This is a genomic window from Gemmatimonadota bacterium (assembly GCA_026705765.1).
Lineage (GTDB): Bacteria > Latescibacterota > UBA2968 > UBA2968 > UBA2968 > VXRD01.
On sequence record JAPPAB010000117.1, the window covers coordinates 1 to 16,308 of the forward strand.

15 protein-coding genes are annotated in these 16,308 nt (G+C 51.3%); 7 read left to right on the plus strand and 8 right to left on the minus strand.

The genetic code is table 11. The features are described 5' to 3' along the window. The 6 genes from OXH16_15855 to OXH16_15880 form a co-directional block, all read right to left on the minus strand. Positions 1–855 (minus strand): Gfo/Idh/MocA family oxidoreductase (locus OXH16_15855; GenBank protein ID MCY3682876.1); only part of this gene is annotated, 855 nt, incomplete at its 3' end. A 28-nt stretch (positions 856–883) separates the two neighbouring features. Next, the gene (locus OXH16_15860) at positions 884–1,855 is read right to left on the minus strand and encodes a zinc-binding dehydrogenase (protein ID MCY3682877.1); all 972 of its coding nucleotides are present in this window, start codon (positions 1,853–1,855) and stop codon (positions 884–886) included. 11 nt (positions 1,856–1,866) lie between these two features. Beyond that, positions 1,867–2,604, minus strand: a complete 738-nt coding sequence (locus OXH16_15865; GenBank protein MCY3682878.1) for a hypothetical protein — start codon at positions 2,602–2,604, stop codon at positions 1,867–1,869. 46 nt (positions 2,605–2,650) lie between these two features. Then, entirely contained in the window at positions 2,651–3,853 is a 1,203-nt protein-coding gene (locus OXH16_15870; protein ID MCY3682879.1) for a Gfo/Idh/MocA family oxidoreductase, read from the minus strand. A gap of 5 nt (positions 3,854–3,858) precedes the next feature. Further along, positions 3,859–4,893: an alcohol dehydrogenase catalytic domain-containing protein gene (locus OXH16_15875; protein MCY3682880.1), complete on the minus strand. Its 1,035-nt coding sequence runs from the start codon at positions 4,891–4,893 to the stop codon at positions 3,859–3,861. 24 nt (positions 4,894–4,917) lie between these two features. Beyond that, positions 4,918–6,450 (minus strand): sialate O-acetylesterase, encoded by a 1,533-nt coding sequence (locus OXH16_15880; protein MCY3682881.1) that lies wholly within the window; start codon positions 6,448–6,450, stop codon positions 4,918–4,920. 161 nt (positions 6,451–6,611) lie between these two features. Between OXH16_15880 and OXH16_15885 the strand changes: the two genes are divergently transcribed. The 6 genes from OXH16_15885 (at position 6,612) to OXH16_15910 (ending at position 11,960) form a co-directional block, all read left to right on the plus strand. Continuing rightward, positions 6,612–8,252 (plus strand): hypothetical protein, encoded by a 1,641-nt coding sequence (locus OXH16_15885; GenBank protein ID MCY3682882.1) that lies wholly within the window; start codon positions 6,612–6,614, stop codon positions 8,250–8,252. 151 nt (positions 8,253–8,403) lie between these two features. Continuing rightward, positions 8,404–8,712 (plus strand): nucleotidyltransferase domain-containing protein, encoded by a 309-nt coding sequence (locus OXH16_15890; protein ID MCY3682883.1) that lies wholly within the window; start codon positions 8,404–8,406, stop codon positions 8,710–8,712. After that, the gene (locus tag OXH16_15895) at positions 8,702–9,043 is read left to right on the plus strand and encodes a DUF86 domain-containing protein (GenBank protein MCY3682884.1); all 342 of its coding nucleotides are present in this window, start codon (positions 8,702–8,704) and stop codon (positions 9,041–9,043) included. Before OXH16_15890 ends, OXH16_15895 begins: the two co-directional genes overlap by 11 nt. Further along, the gene (locus OXH16_15900) at positions 9,040–10,107 is read left to right on the plus strand and encodes an amidohydrolase family protein (GenBank protein ID MCY3682885.1); all 1,068 of its coding nucleotides are present in this window, start codon (positions 9,040–9,042) and stop codon (positions 10,105–10,107) included. Before OXH16_15895 ends, OXH16_15900 begins: the two co-directional genes overlap by 4 nt. 12 nt (positions 10,108–10,119) lie before the next feature. Further along, on the plus strand, positions 10,120–11,223 hold the full coding sequence (locus tag OXH16_15905) for an amidohydrolase family protein (GenBank protein ID MCY3682886.1): 1,104 nt from the start codon (positions 10,120–10,122) through the stop codon (positions 11,221–11,223). A 14-nt stretch (positions 11,224–11,237) separates the two neighbouring features. Then, positions 11,238–11,960 carry an aldolase/citrate lyase family protein gene (locus OXH16_15910; protein MCY3682887.1) on the plus strand — a complete coding sequence of 241 codons (723 nt, stop codon included), beginning with the start codon at positions 11,238–11,240 and terminating at the stop codon, positions 11,958–11,960. 66 nt (positions 11,961–12,026) lie between these two features. Here OXH16_15910 and OXH16_15915 read toward each other — a convergent pair whose 3' ends face one another. Next, complete coding sequence (locus OXH16_15915) at positions 12,027–13,061, minus strand: Gfo/Idh/MocA family oxidoreductase (protein MCY3682888.1); 1,035 nt, start codon at positions 13,059–13,061, stop codon at positions 12,027–12,029. 29 nt (positions 13,062–13,090) lie between these two features. Continuing rightward, positions 13,091–14,401, minus strand: a complete 1,311-nt coding sequence (locus OXH16_15920; protein ID MCY3682889.1) for a sugar ABC transporter substrate-binding protein — start codon at positions 14,399–14,401, stop codon at positions 13,091–13,093. Between the two features lie 233 nt (positions 14,402–14,634). On the opposite strand from OXH16_15920, the gene OXH16_15925 reads away from it, so the two are divergent. Continuing rightward, positions 14,635–16,290, plus strand: coding sequence for a cation:proton antiporter (locus OXH16_15925; protein ID MCY3682890.1), 1,656 nt, complete (start codon positions 14,635–14,637; stop codon positions 16,288–16,290). Positions 16,291–16,308: the final 18 nt, after the last annotated feature.

Here is a 16,308-nt window from a genome sequence, read left to right on the forward strand (position 1 = left end):
CCAGACAACCGGTGGATCGGTATCGACGCGAGCGGCCGAGAGAACCTGCGCTCCGTCAATCTCCTCAAACGTATCCCGAATCGGATAAGATGCGCGTTCACCGCCTCCATAAAGCACCAACTCATGGCCCGAAAGATGTCCTTCCACCCCTTCGATATCCCAGAAGTTGCTGCGCGCACCCGCTGGCGACATCTCGTATAGACAGACCACGTCATCTTCAAACTCGACAACAGCACTCTCCCACCATCGGGTATTTTCCTGCGCCCCGCCATAATTGCTATATGGCAACACCTCCACCGATTGTGCATAGCCCAGAGCACGGATCGCGGCCTTGTCGAGAATCATTCTAACCCCATTGATACCGTGATAGCTACCAGACGTGTACCACAGACGCGCATGTGTCAGTTTCCCAAGCAACCCTTCCCTCACAATCTTTTGTTTCAATTGTTCCTGAGGCCAGAGCCAGACATTTTCAGCGACCTCCCAGACCACTCCTCTATCCCGACATGCCCGATCAATTGCATCGCCAATCGCCAGCGTGTGGGCATACGGAATCTCCGTGATAATATGACAACCGCGCTCAATAGCCGTCAAAGCCATAACTGCCTGCCCATCTGTGGGAACAAGTATAAAGACCACATCTGGACTTTCCCTATCGAGCATCGCCTCAAAATCGGTATATCGCGCGTCAACGCCAAAACGCTCGCCAACAACCTGTAACGACTGCTCGCTATGATCGCAGATCGCGCACAAATCGTAGAGATCGGTCAGCTTGACCATCGTCGCGATATATCCGCGGGCGCGGGAACTTTCATAAGCACCGCACCCCACAACAGCCAATCGAAGTTTCTTCATAATGCCTCCTGCCCTGCTCAAAATCAGATCAATCCCACTCCAGAATAACGCCGAGTGCTTCGTCCGGCTTGTGATAGAGCAGGTGATACGCATCCGGAGTTTGTTCCCAGGGGAGTCTGTGGGTAATCAGTTCGGCGACTTTGACCCGTCCGTCGATCAGCATCTGGGCTGCATCCCGCATACACGCCTCTCTGGGTGTATCGATGCGGATGCCCGCGATGATCTGCTTATTCATAAAGGCGTCCCCTTCCAGAGGCAATGGAGCACCTTGATACTTCGCGATGAGATGAATTGTTCCCCTGGGTGCGAGCATCTTCTGAGCTTGTTCGAAGGACTGGATGCCAGCGTAGCCACCGACGCACTCGACGACGAGGTCGGCACCCTTGCCATCTGTGAGTTCCTTGACCGCTGCCACAGAATCGGTCTGGGAGACATCAATCACATTTTCGTGCCCCAGTTTCCGCGCGATATCGCATCGGAGAGGCTGTGCATCGACGACGATCACACATCCGGGATCGCGTTCCCAGACGATCTGAGCGCACAGGGCACCTACGATTCCCTGGCCGAGCACGACAACAGTCTGCCCGGATTCTATTGGCGAAGTGCGCATCCACATCACAGAACTGGTCGCGAGAGGAAGAAAGGTCGCGGTCTCATAGCTGAGTTCTTCTGGAAGGAGGAAAGCGCGCCGGGATCTATCGGTTTCGCCGGCAATGACGTACTGAGCGTGTGGGGTGTTCGCCATGACGCGCTGTCCCACTGCGAAATCCTGGATGTTGGCCCCCACGCCCACGACCTCACCCGCGTCGGAATACCCCATCATTTCAGGACTTACCGCCTCTTCCCGGACGTATCGCCAAAATAGCTCCGACCCCCTGCTGATCAGGCTGCGCTTGACCTCAATCAGCATCTGATCGGGACCGGGTTCTGGCTGTTCGACTTCGACCATCTGTACATTGGCAAAGCCATCGAGCTTTTCAAGTCGTTTCATTCGTGCCATATGGCATCCTTTCAGTTGATATCGCGCAAGCCTTCCCAGTGGTCCCATAGATCAAAGGGCAGATCGAACAGGATATCGCTCAGGTTCTTGAAAGCAAAGCGATTGACAAGTGCCATGCGGATATCTGTCCGACAATTCATACTGGCCGTGTGCAACATATAGTGGTGCCAGAAGCAAACCGTACCCGCAGGCGCGGCGTGTTCATAGCGCGTATCGGGATGTAAAAAACCGGGCACTTTGAGACCGCTCAAATTAGTCAGCGCATGCCCCTGGAAATATCGGGCAACCTTGAGGTGTGCCCCCGCCCATGTGGTAAAACCGCCGCCGCGGGGTAAAACATCGCCGATATTAATGGTAACGGCAACGGTGAAAGTATCCGCCACACCTTCGATAAGATACCCATCCAGATGCCCTCTCGGAGGCTGCCAATCTGTATGACCACAAGGATAGATCATCTTACATAGCCCATTGCCAGGCGGGCGAAGACGTCCCTTACCCGCGAGTTCTTCGGCCATGTCGTAAAGCGGTGTGTCTGTCCTCATAGCCGCGACTGCGGGATGGTCGCTACACGGCAGATTGCCTTTTGGCCCCGCATTGATCCATGTCTGAGGATCATCGCGATCCGCCTCGATATATTCCCACACGGCATCCCGCGCATTTTTGAGTAGCTCTGGTGCAATCAAATCGGGTTTGACAACATAGCCATTTTTTTTAAAAAAGGCTTTTTCTTCATTGGAAAAATACGACATGGCCAACTCCCTGTTTATGGATGAATTCTACTCTCCCCACAACTGATCAGTCAACTTCCAATCGGTTATCTGTGGGCGGATCGCCCAAATCGGGAATCTCGAGCAACTCACCGCCCTTGAGAGCAGATTCGTGGGCAATGAGGCCGGGGATCAGGTAGCGTGCAGCTTCGTAAATATTGTTCGGCGGCGTCTTGCCCGAGACACAGGCGCGAACAAAATCATCAACCAGAAACTGATGTGACCCATTGTGACCATTGGGCAAACCTCTGAATGCATCGGGCAAACGATGAGCCGGATGAATGGGCGCAACAGAGTGATGCGTCCCATCGTCTGCGGTAACCTTATCCATATCGCCCTCAACGCGCCTCACCGCTACGCGACAGGTGAGTTGCGCGTCGAGAGATTCGCGTTCAGACCGATCTTTTGTGAGCCAGACCGCACCCGAGGCATTGTGTTCAAAGCTGCCCTGTGTGCCAAACATCGTCATACGCACCGCCCCCGGATGACCAACACGTCGAAATTCATTGATGCGCGCGGTGCTGCCATCGGACAGCTTGAACAGCGCAGATTCATTGCTGAACGGATTATTCCACTTATTTGATGCGTAGATTCCATCTTCGTGGCGATCTGTGAAACCCTGACATGAAACGTGGGTCATACGCGCGCCCGTGATAGAGAGAATCTGACTCGTCGAATGGGTGGGATAAAACATGGGCGGCACACCAGCGGTTTCGCGCCAATTTTCTCCGCCGCGCCACTTTGCAACAGCGTACAGACCGTGATCCCAGTCGTGATAATACTCGGCTTCGGCGTACACAACATCGCCAAACGCGCCCTCGCGAAATCGCTGCCGACAGTAAATCACTGCCGGATAATAGTAACTCGTTTCACCGAGCATATAGATATTGCCCGTCTCGCGGACAGCTCCGGCAATAGCGCGAAGTTCATTGAGTGCGATGCCCGGAGGCACGGCTGAATAGACGTGTTTCCCCGCGCGAAGTGCTTGCGCTGCCTGCGGCCCGTGCAGCCAATTCTGGGTAAAAAGCGCGATAGCATCAACATCGGTATCACACAAATCATCGAGAGACGGCGAAGTCTGCACAATCCCGTGTTTTTCCGCATTACTCTGGCGTTTTTCAGCATCCAGATCACACAGAACAACCTGATCCACATCTGGATGTGCATTGAACAGGGGGATAAAACCCTGTGCAAATGCCCCCACGCCAACTATGCCGAGACGAATGCCCATGGGTTTTATCTCACGAGATGAACTTTGACACAGCCGGATTTTTTATCAGCGGCGGTGTGAAAAGCTTCGGCGATATCGGAAAAGGGATAGCGGTGGGTGACGAGTTTCGTAGCTTGCACGCGCCCAGAGGTAATGAGATCAATAGCGACATCAAAATCAGTACGCATGCCGCTAAAACCGTAGCAATTAGAGCCTGTGATATTGACTTCGGACCAGACAATTTGGCGCAAGTCAACCTCGAGGGGCTTGAAATAACCGGCCACGAGAACGATCATAGCATGGCGGCGCGATATCGCGATGGAATCATCGAAATTCTGCGCGGTACCCACAGTTTCGATAACGGCGTCATACCCCATGCCATCGGTGAGGTCTTTAACCACATCCTTCACATCGGTCGTCGTAATATCGACGACGTGATCCGCACCGAGGTCGCGTGCGAGGTCGGCCTGCTGCGAATATTTGGTGGTGATAAGCGTTTCGCGCACTCCAATAGCTTTGGCAACCGCCAGGCAAAGTTGACCAATTGTTCCCCCACCGATCACTGCGACCCGGTCCTGGTAAGACGCTTTTGCCTGCGCGAGTGCGCGATGCGCGACAGCGAGGGGTTCTACAAGCGCACCCTGTTCAAAAGTCATATCGGGCAATTTGAAGACACTATTTTTGTGTGCGGTGGTGTATTCGGCAAAACCACCGTGTGATTCGCCCGAAAACCACTTGCGATTGGCGCAGTGGTTGTAGCGACCTGTAACGCAGTAGTGACAGGTACCACAATGCGAGAAACATTCGGCAGTGACGAGATCCCCTACCTCAATACCCGTAACGCCCTCGCCAACTTCGGTAACCGTGCCACACAACTCGTGCCCCGCGGCGCGTTCGAGCGAGGGTTTCCACTCGCCAAAATAATTGTGCAGATCGCTGCCGCAGATACCAGAACTTCTCGTTTGCAGAGTAATATAACCCGGTGCCGGGGGTGTGTATTCGACATCTTGCCATTCGATTTCGCGGATACCTTTGTAAAGTGCTGCTTTCATAGCGGACATTGGAATCTCCTGTGAAGGTGGGACTTACTGCCGGTCAGCGGTAATACCGCGCCAGTCATCTGTGCGAAAAGGCGAAGCCGGCAAATCTGCGCCATTGTACAAATTGCAAATTGGATTATCTGCCCATGCGTATCTGACAGCAACGGGCTGCTGCACATCTTTGCTCCAGACCAGCACATCGTCGCCATCAATCTTTGCCTCTGCCCAAACGAATTTGCGATCTTGCCCTGCGATCGCAAAACCCTTGAGCACATCGCCCTTTGCTTTTAAGCCGCCATACGCGCGATCAAATCGCAGACGAATTTTGTCTTCTTCAACCACCATAGACCGATACACAGGGCCAGAATGCGGTTGATCCACACCATAGACCTTAGCTTCTGCCCCCAGAGCCAGGCGCAAGCCAACATCCTGTTTATTTTTCGGGTGAATATCGTCTGCCTCACCAATATCAATCGCCACGGCCATACCGGTATTCGGCAATGAAAGCGTCATCAATTGTGCCTCGCGCAATTCAGCCCAGGCACTTTCCTCGGGATTTTCCTTTGCCTGCCTGAAATTGGCAAGCTGTACAAAGAAAAACGGAAATGCGCCCTGCCCCCAACTCAAACGCCAGTCCTGAATCATCGCTGGAAACAACGCGCGATATTGATATGCCCGGCCAGCATTTGACTCCCCCTGATACCATATCGCACCTCGAATACCATAAGAAACGATAGGCGCGATCATCCCATTGTAGAGCACAGACGGACGATGGGGACTATTCGGATTTCGCCACGGTCTTCGCGGACGGCGTTGCCCCAAAGCGCGCAAGCTATCGGTATTTGCCTGCCATACGGCGAGCCGGGCCTGGTATTCCTCCCGTGCTTTCGGATACGCGGCGATGTATTCAGCCCAGCGCTTGCCCAGCGGCGCATACTCCGGTATGACTTGAAGCGCGGGCAATGAAGTCCAGGCCTCAGCCGGTGTACCACCCCAGGATGTATTGATAAGACCAATGGGTACATTCAAAGACTTGTGCAAACGGCGCCCAAAATAATAGGCCACCGCAGAAAAATTGCCGACACTACTCGTATCGCATACACTCCAGGTACCCTCAACATCTTGTGCGGGCCTTTGCGCGGCATTGCGTTTGACTGTAAAAAGCCTGATATTGGGATAATCCGCCGCTTTGATCTCCTCCTCCGGATTTTGGGAACGCCTGACGAGCCAGGCCATATTGGATTGTCCCGAGCAAACCCAGACCTCCCCCACCATCACATTGTTAAACGTGACGACATTTTTGCCACGTACGGTGAGCTGATACGGGCCTCCCGCATCCATAGGACTCAGGTGAATCTGCCATGTACCCCCTGCATCTGCTGTGATCGTCACCCGCTGGGTATCTAACTCAATGGTAATCTCTTCATTGGCACTGGCATTCCCCCACACGGATATTGCAATTTGCCGCTGCAACACCATATTATCTGAAAAAATCGCGGGCAACGAAACATCTGCAAGAATGGGATAGGGAAAAAATAACAGCAGGGCTACAATAGATTTGCGAATAGTAGAATTCATTATTTTATCCTTTGCACAGATTGGCAATAGTACTGACAAACCATGATAAAGTGGGAATCTGCATCGCACAAGTCGGAATTGTTCCTTAGCCTTGCATTTTTCCCAATAGCAACTTATTTTGTCAAACGGAAAAAACCCTATTTGTCTGGAAAGATAAAATCATGCCCAGCCCCTTTCTACATCTTTCTCGCAAGTACACTGCGATATGTGGCATATTTCTATTCTGCATAATAGGAACCTGTGTAAGAGGCCATGCCCAACCTCCTATCACCCGGCTCGAAGGCGAGCAACTCGGCGATATCGCCTGGGAAGATGCCCGCGCATTCACAGTAGTTACGCGTTCTACATTGAACCGCCTGAAAGCAACAGATGAAGGCGTACCCCCCGATCTTCAGACACTATCGGATTCAGCTTTTGCTGCTTTTAAAAAAAAAGACAACTATCGCGCCTATCGCCTATTTATGCGATTTATGGCAATGACGCGAGACAGTAGCTCTGGCGAAGGTCCAGAACTCGCCGCAAGCTACAACCTGGTATTAAATCGCACCATCACGAACACAGACGACACGCTTCACGTACAACTGAAACCCCTCTTTACCCTGGGACATCCGCTTTCAGGCGAATATACGGCGCGGCTATCGCTGCGGGGAGCGAAGGGTGTGGTTGACGAGCGCACATTACCAATTTCGTCTATCCGCGCGCTCACTTGCGCCCTATCAGCAACGGGTTTGCCCGAAGGACGCGCAGGTGTGCGCTATGAATTGCGCGATCCAGCGGGCAAACTTCTGCTGAGAGTCACAAGAGCTTTTTTGCACACAGACACAATGTCTTCACGCTTGAAAATTTTGCAAACGCGGCTAAAAACCTTGCAGGATGAAAATATCGCATCCCGTGGTGCGTCCCAGCGGGCAGCCGTCGAAACAATCGAATATATCGTCGCACATCTCGAGAAAATGCACGCCAAATACGTGGGAGATCTCAGACGAACAGCGCAACCTATGGTCATGAAATACCGCCGCAGCGGCAGGGGATTGACATGGCGCGGCGCGATTAACATACCGGCGGACATCGACCTCGCCGAAACCCTATCTTCGGCACTTCTGGACGGAAAAGACCCCCTGAAGAAAAGCACTGGCGACTTTCACCTCGCATATCGCTCAGCCGTTGACAGCCAACTCGTCCCCTATCGCATATTTGTGCCAGAGGGATATACGCCGGATCAATCATGGCCACTGATCATTGGCCTTCACGGAGCTTCTGGCAGCGAAAACACCTGGTTGGACCGGCGCAGAAGAGGCGAAACAGAGAACTTGTGCAAGCGTCTATCACAAGAACGCGGATATTTATTTGTCGCGCCGAGTGGACGCGGGCCTTTCACAGGGTATCGCAGGATTGGCGGACAAGATGTCATGGATGTATTGGATCGCGTATTATCCATCTACAATATCGATTCAGAGCGCGTGTACCTCACCGGTCATTCGATGGGCGGAGGCGGCACCTGGATTCTGGGATTGAGACATGCCGAAAAATTTGCTGCCATCGCGCCAATCGCGGCCAGCGGGCGGTGGGTAAGATCGAGACACGTCAAACCGCATGCCGACCTTCCCGTGCTATTTTCACAAGGCGCAAAGGACATGGTCGCACTGGCAGAACCCGCGCGACGCACCGCAAAACTGCTGGCAAAGTATATGACAAATTTCACCTATACCGAATATCCCGACGATACGCACAACACGATATGGTACACAGCCCTACCAGCCATTTTCGATTTTTTTGATACACAAACAAAAGGTGAGAAGTGAGCATCCCAAAAAGCAACCACAGATAAACATAGATGGACGTAGAAGGGAATAGATAGCTTTTAACGTGTGGTCGTCTATTTTTTTCGTTCATTAAAAATAAGGTATTTTTGATACAGGATTTTATACTTTACCAAAATCAGGAGATCTGATAATGATTTCAGTCGTTAGCGAACAGACCGCTGAACTGGAGAAATTGTGTCTCCGTTACAGTGTGCTTAGACTCGACCTTTTCGGATCGGCCGTAACCAGCCAATACCAACCAGAGAAAAGCGACCTTGATTTTGTGGTGGAATTTCAACCATTACCGGACGGTGCTTATGCCGACACTTACTTCGGCTTGCTGGAAGCTCTGGAACGGCTCTTTGGAAAACCCGTGGATCTGGTGGTCGATTCAGCCATCAAGAACCCGTATTTCCGGCAATCCATTGAGGAGACTAAGAGGCTGATTTATGAGGCTTGAGATCAAGAAATACCTGTACGACATCCAGTACGCCATTGGGTTGCTGAAGGAGTTCACTGGTGACAAGACGTTTGCAGACTACGAGCGTAATACCATGATGCGTTCTGCTGTGGAGCGTCAGTTTGAAATCATCGGCGAAGCCATGGCGCAACTTGCAAAACTTGACTCTGCACTCGCCTCCCGCATCAGCAAGTATCAACGCATCATTTCTTTTCGCAACGTTCTCATTCATGGCTATGCCGACGTGGATAATCGGCTGGTTTGGGATGTAATTCAGACTAATTTGCCAACCCTCGCCCGCGAGATTGACGCTCTGCTGGAGAAAGAATGACCACTGATTTTACAGGCCTTGGCCGTCCCGTTATCGATTGCGACATTCACAACGCGTTTGCCTCTCTGGAAACCCTTGTCCCATATCTGGAAGACCACTGGGTCGCATATTTTCGCGAATCCCATTTTCGAGGTCCCGGCGCGAATGATTATCCGGGTGGCGCGCCCACATCTGCGCGGAAAGGGACTCGGCCCGCAAATGGTCCCCCGGGTTCCAATCTGGAACTAACACAAAAACAGGTACTCGATCCCTGGGACGTAGAAGTGGGGATTTTGACGTGTGGCTATTGGGTACAAAGCGTGCACAACGAAGACCTCGCAGCATCGCTTGCAACAGCGGTCAACCAGTGGCAAATCGATCATTGGCTGGAGAAAGACGCGCGTCTCCGCGCTTCACTGGTCGTACCCAGCCAGAATCCCCTGCTGGCCGCGCGAGAAATTGAACGCTTTGGCGATCATCCCGGCTTCGTACAGATAATACTCCCGGTCCGCTCCTATTCTCTATATGGAAAAAGCGAATACAATCCAATGTACGCGGCTGCAGTAAAGCACGACCTGGCAATTGGCATTCATTTTGGCGGTGCTTCATCGCTTCCCCCCACACCCGTGGGCTGGCCTTCGACCTATATTGAAGAATGTGCTGATATGGCGCAGATTTTTCAGGCACAAGTCCTGAGCCTGATCTCAGAAGGCGCGTTTGCGCGGTTTCCCGAATTGCGGGTGGTATTAATCGAAAGTGGATTTGTCTGGATGCCCGCCTGGATGTGGCGCATGGACAAAGAATGGAAAGGCCTGCGCCGAGACACTCCCTGGGTTGTGCGACCCCCATCGGACTATGTGCGAGAACACATTCGAATGACGCTACAACCGATGGACGCGCCCATAAATTCCGAACACCTTTTGCAAATGATCGGACAATTGGACTCGGATGAAATACTGATGTTTTCGACCGATTATCCGCACTGGCATTTTGACGGACCGGACGACGCCATTCCACCAGGGCTATCCGATTCGCTACTGGAAAAAATTTTGAGAGAAAATGCACGAGCGTTTTACAAATTGTGAGGAGATACCGCTATGGCAATGACGATCTTAGAAGAGCCAGAGGTCAAAAAGAGAGAAAAGCTATCGGTAATCGATTGCGATATTCACAATGTAGATGGATACCAATCTCCCGCCACTGAGGTCTGGGTAGATTATATGCCCAGCGCGTGGAAAGATTATCATTTGAGCATCGCAGGGCGCAGGCGCTCAGGTTCCAATTGCCCGAGAGCTGTGCCCTTTGCCGCGCGAAACGATGCATTCCCCCCCGAAGGACCCCCTGGGTCGCATCTGGGCTTTATGCAGGAACAATTGCTGGATACCTGGGAAATGGACTACGGCATATTGAACCCGCTATCGCCTGCTGGGGGACAGCAAAATCTGGAATACGGAGCTGCGATTGCACAGGCGGTTAATGAATGGCAAATAGCCGAATGGCTGGAAAAAGATGAGCGGTTGCGCGCATCTCTGACTGTCGCGTATGAAGACGCCGATCTCGCCGTTGCTGAAATTGAACGCCTGGGCGATCATCCGGGATTTGTACAACTGATGTTCATGGCGCGAACAATGGAGCCACTGGGCAGACGTAAATACTGGAAAATTTACGAAGCAGCCGTTGAATACGACCTCCCCATAGGCATTCACTTTGGCGGCACGGGTATTGGTCCAATTACGGGCGCGGGCAAAGCGGCGCATTATATTCAGGATCACGGCGGGATGCCCATGGCATTTCAAGTACAGGTAACGAGCTATGTGTACGAAGGCGTTTTTGAGCGATTTCCCGACTTAAAGATCGTTCTGATCGAAGGGGGTTTTGGGTGGGTAGCACCTTTAATGTGGCGAATGGACAACTGGTACCGAAAACTCAAGATGGAGGTTCCCTATTTGAAGTGCCTACCCTCGGAATATATCCGGGACCATTTCTATCTGACCACACAGCCCGTAGAAGAACCTTCAGACCCGGCGTATTTCGAGCAGATGCTGGCGCATATGGACATGGACGACAAACTGATGTTTGCAACCGATTATCCGCACTGGGATTTTGATTCGCCCGACCAGGCACTGAGCAATGTATCGGATCGACAAGTTAAAAAACAAATTATGGCAGAAAATGCCAGGGAACTTTACAACCTGGACTGAACAAGAGGTGTATCATGTCGCAAAAAACGCTAAAACAACGGATTCGGAATGGCGAAATTGTAAATTCTATTGGTGTGCCAATGGATATTGAAAAAGGAGAACTGACAGATATTCTGTCAAAACACGAATGTGACTATCTAAATGTAGATGCACAACACGGACCTTTTAACGAAGCCCACCTGGTGGCTTTCTGCATCATGGCCCGGGATTTTAATTTACCCGTTCAGATTCGGATTAAGCACACTCGTCACGCCTATCTGATCGGCAATTATCTCGATCTGGGACCTTCGGGGATTATGGTACCTGAAGTCGAAAGCGAAGCAATTGTAGATGAAGCCGTAAACGCCTTTTATTATCCCCAGATGGGCAAACGCAGTTGGGGTGGCGTACATAGAGTGGGACTGGACGAGCGACCAGATCGGTTGGAATACGCTCCCTGGTGGAATGCCTATGGATGGCTGGCAATTCAGATTGAATCTGTCGAAGCCGTAATCAACGCCGCACAGTTGGCTAAGCCAGGAGTGGATGTATTAAACTTTGGGCCAAACGATCTGTTGTTCAGCATTGAGGCACACCCCCAATTTCCATATCGAACGGTGGAAGACTGCGTAAAACACGTGCTCGACCAGGTAAAAGACACACAGGTAAAAGTAGGCATGAGCGCAGAGACACCTGAGGAGCGAGATCGGTATGTGAATTGGGGGGTAACAGTATTCCCAAAGCGGATTGGTATTTAGTCCAGTAATTAAAAAGAAAGCGGCCAATGTCTCTCGACACAGGCCGCTTTTTTAGTAATACCCGTACTATGCGTACTTCGCCTTGATCGTCTGCCCCATCGCTGCGCTTTTACAGGCGAGGTCCAGGATGTGAATGGGGCGGCGGGACCATTCGGGCGTGATGATCAAGTCTTCACCCGTCGAGAGATGTGCGGCAATATTATCGTAGTATTTATCGTATTGATGCCCGGGATTTTTGCCAGAGGAAACGACCTTTTCCCCATCTTTTATCTGCAAAATTTCGTACGTCCCACCATCAAAAATATAGGTACCGGTCGTACCGGTAATCTCGAGCCAGCCCTTGCGGGGTGCAGATGCGATACTCGACATCGTGAGATTGATCCAGGTCCCGTTTTTGAAACGCACGATAGCCGTGGCCTCGTCTTCATTGGTATCGGCCTGCCAGCGGGTCTCATCAGCCCAGAAACCGGTGTGTGCAAATCCAGTGACCTCCACAATATCCGATTGCAGAATCTGAAGTGAATATTCGAGAAGGTGAACACCCCAATCGTAGAGAATACCTCCAGAAATACTCTTACTACTGCGCCACCAATCGCCCGGTCGATTATATCCTCCCATATGGGCTTCAATGCGATAGACCTTGCCAATAACCTTGTACTGGTGAATTTGTTCAAGAGCATTCAGAATACACCCATCCCAGTGGCGGTTGTGATAGGTAGAAAGAAGAAGGTCTTGCTTTGCGGCTTCGCGGATCATCGCATCGCATTCCTCAGTCGTGATCGCCAGCGGTTTTTCGCTGATGACATGGCGCCCTGCGCGCAGGCATTGCAATGCCAGTTCGGCATGCGTATTGTGTGGCGTAATGATCACGACGAGATTGACATCGGATTCATCCAGCATTGCAGACACAGAGGTATAGGTCTCAATACCGGGAAATTCTTCTCGCGCGACCTTCAAGCGCGTTTCGTCGAGTTCTGCAACCGCAACAGGCGTCATACCCGCCTTTTTCATAAACGTGAGATGTTGGCGACCCATGTTAAATGCGCCGCCGTAGCCGATAACCCCCACTTTGATGTCTTCAGGCGTTTTGAAAGAGGACATAGAGTTGTACTTTCCTTTTTGAGTTATGATTACTTCAACAAACCGGCATCTTTGAAAATCTGCTCGTGTTCGGCAGCGATTTTATCGAGGGCTTCCTGCGCGGGTGTAACCCCGTCAATCGCCTCGCCCAAATAGCGCTGCGAAACCGCGAGCAACTCGTTGTAAACAGGCGCATTCCAAAAGTCCTGGAGATAATCGAGAGATTCTGCAAAAGCGCGGTTATACGGAGATGCGTTTCGAAATTCATCGCTATTGAGAATATCCGTATTGGCGGTAAATCCAGCGTCTTTGGTAATCCATTCTTTTTGGATATCCGTTTGCAAGAACCACGCGATGAATTGCTTGGCCAGTTCTTGTTGCTCTGTGGATGTCTTGGTCGAAATACTAAACCCCTGCCCACCCAGACTCACCACGCGCTTATCGCCAGCTTTGGGCACCATGAAAAAACCCGCCTTGTCCCCCATCTGTTTCACAATACCGGGATAAAAGGCGAAATAATTCATGCTCATAGCCGTCGAACCATTGATAAAGGCTTCATAGGTTTTCCCGTAGTCGAAATTGGTCGCGCCATTGGGACCGTATTGTAACAACGCCTTCAGATACGCAAGGGCTTCTGCCACTTCCGGTTTATTGACATACCCATCCACCGCAAATTCTCCAAACTCGCCCCACGAGCCTCCAAAACCCCACATAAACATCTGAAAGCCCATCGTCATCGAATCATACCCTCGGCCAGTGAGCAAAGCACAGCCGTATTGTTTTTGATCTGGACGATGGAAAAATTCAGCCAGATCGCGGAATTCATCCCAATTGTCGGGAATCGTCAGATCCCGCCCATATTTTTCTTTGAATGACGCTTGCTCGGCAGGGTCTTCAAACCAGTCTTTGCGATAGACAAATCCGACGGCATCGGTCTCGCATGGCGCAGCGTAGAATTTGCCACCACCGGGCGGATATTCACACAAATAACGCGCGGCGCGGGGATGAATTTTGTCTATATCAATTGCCGTGGGCAACCAGTCGGTCAGATCGACGTAAAGACCGCGCGTCGCGCCTCGTCCAATCCACTGGCTATCGCCAATTACAATATCAAAATCCGTTTTATTATTTCCAAAATTGAGGAAGACCTGATCCTGATAAGACGGCCAGGGAATCTGGTGAACTTTAACGGCAATACCCGTTTCCTGTTCGAATTTATTGCCCAATTCCTGAAGCCCATCCGCAGGATCCCACTGCGCCCACCATATCGTGATAGCGCGCTTTGCAGGTGTCGGCGACTCAGCGGGCTTACAGCCCACAACGAGAAATATCAGGCCAAATAGAATACATATATGCTTCATAGCGCAATCTCCGGAGATACTGTGTTGTATGTGATGGCGGTTTGCGAACAGCGAGAACAAGACGATGTGATAGCCAAAAAAATGTACCTTGTCAAGCATTATATAAACGCGGGGCAAGGGCGTGAGAAAGGCTTGCTTTTTTTGATAGGCGATTTATTTTCATATCAAGTACGCGTCTAATTCATCACCCACCTCGGCTGGTTAAATCTTCAACAATTGATGAGACTCTATCTATGATCGACGCCTTACTACCCCTTGGTCTGCTTATCGTCGTAGGCAAACTCTTTGAGGGCATATTTAAACGTTTTGGCTTAAATTCAATCGTCGCCTATACCATAACCGGAACCCTGCTCGGCCCCATCACAAATATAATTGAACTAACGAGCGAACTGCAAACCTTCTTAGGCATCGGTATCTTTGTCTTCTTCTTTCTCGTCGGCCTTGACGAGATTGATATACCGAGTTTTGTAGCGACCCTTCGAGGGCGGTTTTTTGTCGCAGCGATTGTGTCTGTGCTCATCTCACTGCTCGTCTCCATCGTCTTCACATCCAACCTCTTCGAAATCGGGGAATTCTCCCTCAATCTCGGTTTCACAGAGGGGCTAGCTCTGGCCGGTATCCTGTCGCTGACCAGTCTGGGACTTGTGGCAAAGGTACTCGCCGATAAAGAACATTTCAAAGAACCCATAGGCCTCGAGATATTCACCACAGTGATCATCGCCGAGTTGCTCGCTCTGCTCGTAGTCGGGTTCTCCATCGGCGAACACGAACATGAACTGAGTGTTGCCAGCGTACTCTTTCTGCTGGTACAAATGACGATTTTCGCAATAGTAGCGTGGTTTTTATCAACGCGGCTCTTGCCTCCTGTAATTATCTTCTTGCAACGTTTTTTAAACGTGCCCGAACTGTCGTTTGGGTTGATAATCGGTGGGCTTTTCCTGATGGTAGTGGGAGCCGAAAAAATTCATTTGCACGGCTCCATTGGCGCACTGCTTTTCGGGGCTGCCCTCTCAGGGCTGCCCCGTCAGGTACATCAAGACGTCCTGCCCGGCCTGCGAAGCGCGGCAGAGGGCTTATTTGTCCCGCTCTTCTTCGCCTCGGCTGGGCTGCATCTGGACCTGTCTTTTACAACCCTGCCAATCGCGACCATCGTCGCATTGGTCGTATTCCCATCATTGGGCAAATTCGCCGGCGCGTTCATCGGTACCTATATAGCTCGTCTGGACAACCCTCTCGCCCAGTCCACGGGGCTGATGGCAAAGGGCGTGGCGGAAATTGCCCTCCTCCTCATCCTCTTTGAGAGCGGCGTGATTGGACAAGATATCTTCTCACTATTCGTGCTGATGATGTTCGGCTACATTATACTTATGCCATCAGCAATTGACTTCGCTATCACCAAAGCGAAAAAAACCCATCGACCTAAGCTACCCGACTCCGTACCGCTTTCTTTTGCCCGCCATACGATGCAGAACATTACCACCAATCACGTCATAGACAGCACGCGCACATATCCCAATTCTGCGCTCTCGGCCAAAAACTTTATCGATTCCTGGCTCGTACCAAATCAACAGGATTACCTCGTGGTCGATGAAGATAATGTTAAAGGCGCCATCTCGCTTCCCCGCCTGCAGGCAATGTCCTCGCGTTTGCGGGCAAACCTGAGCCTGAACACTGTGTTGCGTACAAATTTACCACAGGCCCATCTCGATGAGCCAATTGAAGATGTGCTGAAACGCATGACGAAGCATTCATTGTCCGTGATACCAGTCACAGATAGGGATTCAGGTAAATTTCTCGGCTCAATCACGAGTGAAAATATCCTGCAACTGGCTGTCTTGATGGACGAAATTGCCGAAGAATTGGAAAAGAGAGGCGAAGACAAACCTTAGATACACAAACCCAACTCT

Coding starts and splice junctions, on each gene's coding strand:
- OXH16_15860 (MCY3682877.1), bottom strand. CDS start 1,855: ATGGCACGAATGAAACGACTTGAAAAGCTCGATGGCTTTGCCAATGTA.
- OXH16_15865 (MCY3682878.1), bottom strand. CDS start 2,604: ATGTCGTATTTTTCCAATGAAGAAAAAGCCTTTTTTAAAAAAAATGGC.
- OXH16_15870 (MCY3682879.1), bottom strand. CDS start 3,853: ATGGGCATTCGTCTCGGCATAGTTGGCGTGGGGGCATTTGCACAGGGT.
- OXH16_15875 (MCY3682880.1), bottom strand. CDS start 4,893: ATGTCCGCTATGAAAGCAGCACTTTACAAAGGTATCCGCGAAATCGAA.
- OXH16_15880 (MCY3682881.1), bottom strand. CDS start 6,450: ATGAATTCTACTATTCGCAAATCTATTGTAGCCCTGCTGTTATTTTTT.
- OXH16_15885 (MCY3682882.1), top strand. CDS start 6,612: ATGCCCAGCCCCTTTCTACATCTTTCTCGCAAGTACACTGCGATATGT.
- OXH16_15890 (MCY3682883.1), top strand. CDS start 8,404: ATGATTTCAGTCGTTAGCGAACAGACCGCTGAACTGGAGAAATTGTGT.
- OXH16_15895 (MCY3682884.1), top strand. CDS start 8,702: ATGAGGCTTGAGATCAAGAAATACCTGTACGACATCCAGTACGCCATT.
- OXH16_15900 (MCY3682885.1), top strand. CDS start 9,040: ATGACCACTGATTTTACAGGCCTTGGCCGTCCCGTTATCGATTGCGAC.
- OXH16_15905 (MCY3682886.1), top strand. CDS start 10,120: ATGGCAATGACGATCTTAGAAGAGCCAGAGGTCAAAAAGAGAGAAAAG.
- OXH16_15910 (MCY3682887.1), top strand. CDS start 11,238: ATGTCGCAAAAAACGCTAAAACAACGGATTCGGAATGGCGAAATTGTA.
- OXH16_15915 (MCY3682888.1), bottom strand. CDS start 13,061: ATGTCCTCTTTCAAAACGCCTGAAGACATCAAAGTGGGGGTTATCGGC.
- OXH16_15920 (MCY3682889.1), bottom strand. CDS start 14,401: ATGAAGCATATATGTATTCTATTTGGCCTGATATTTCTCGTTGTGGGC.
- OXH16_15925 (MCY3682890.1), top strand. CDS start 14,635: ATGATCGACGCCTTACTACCCCTTGGTCTGCTTATCGTCGTAGGCAAA.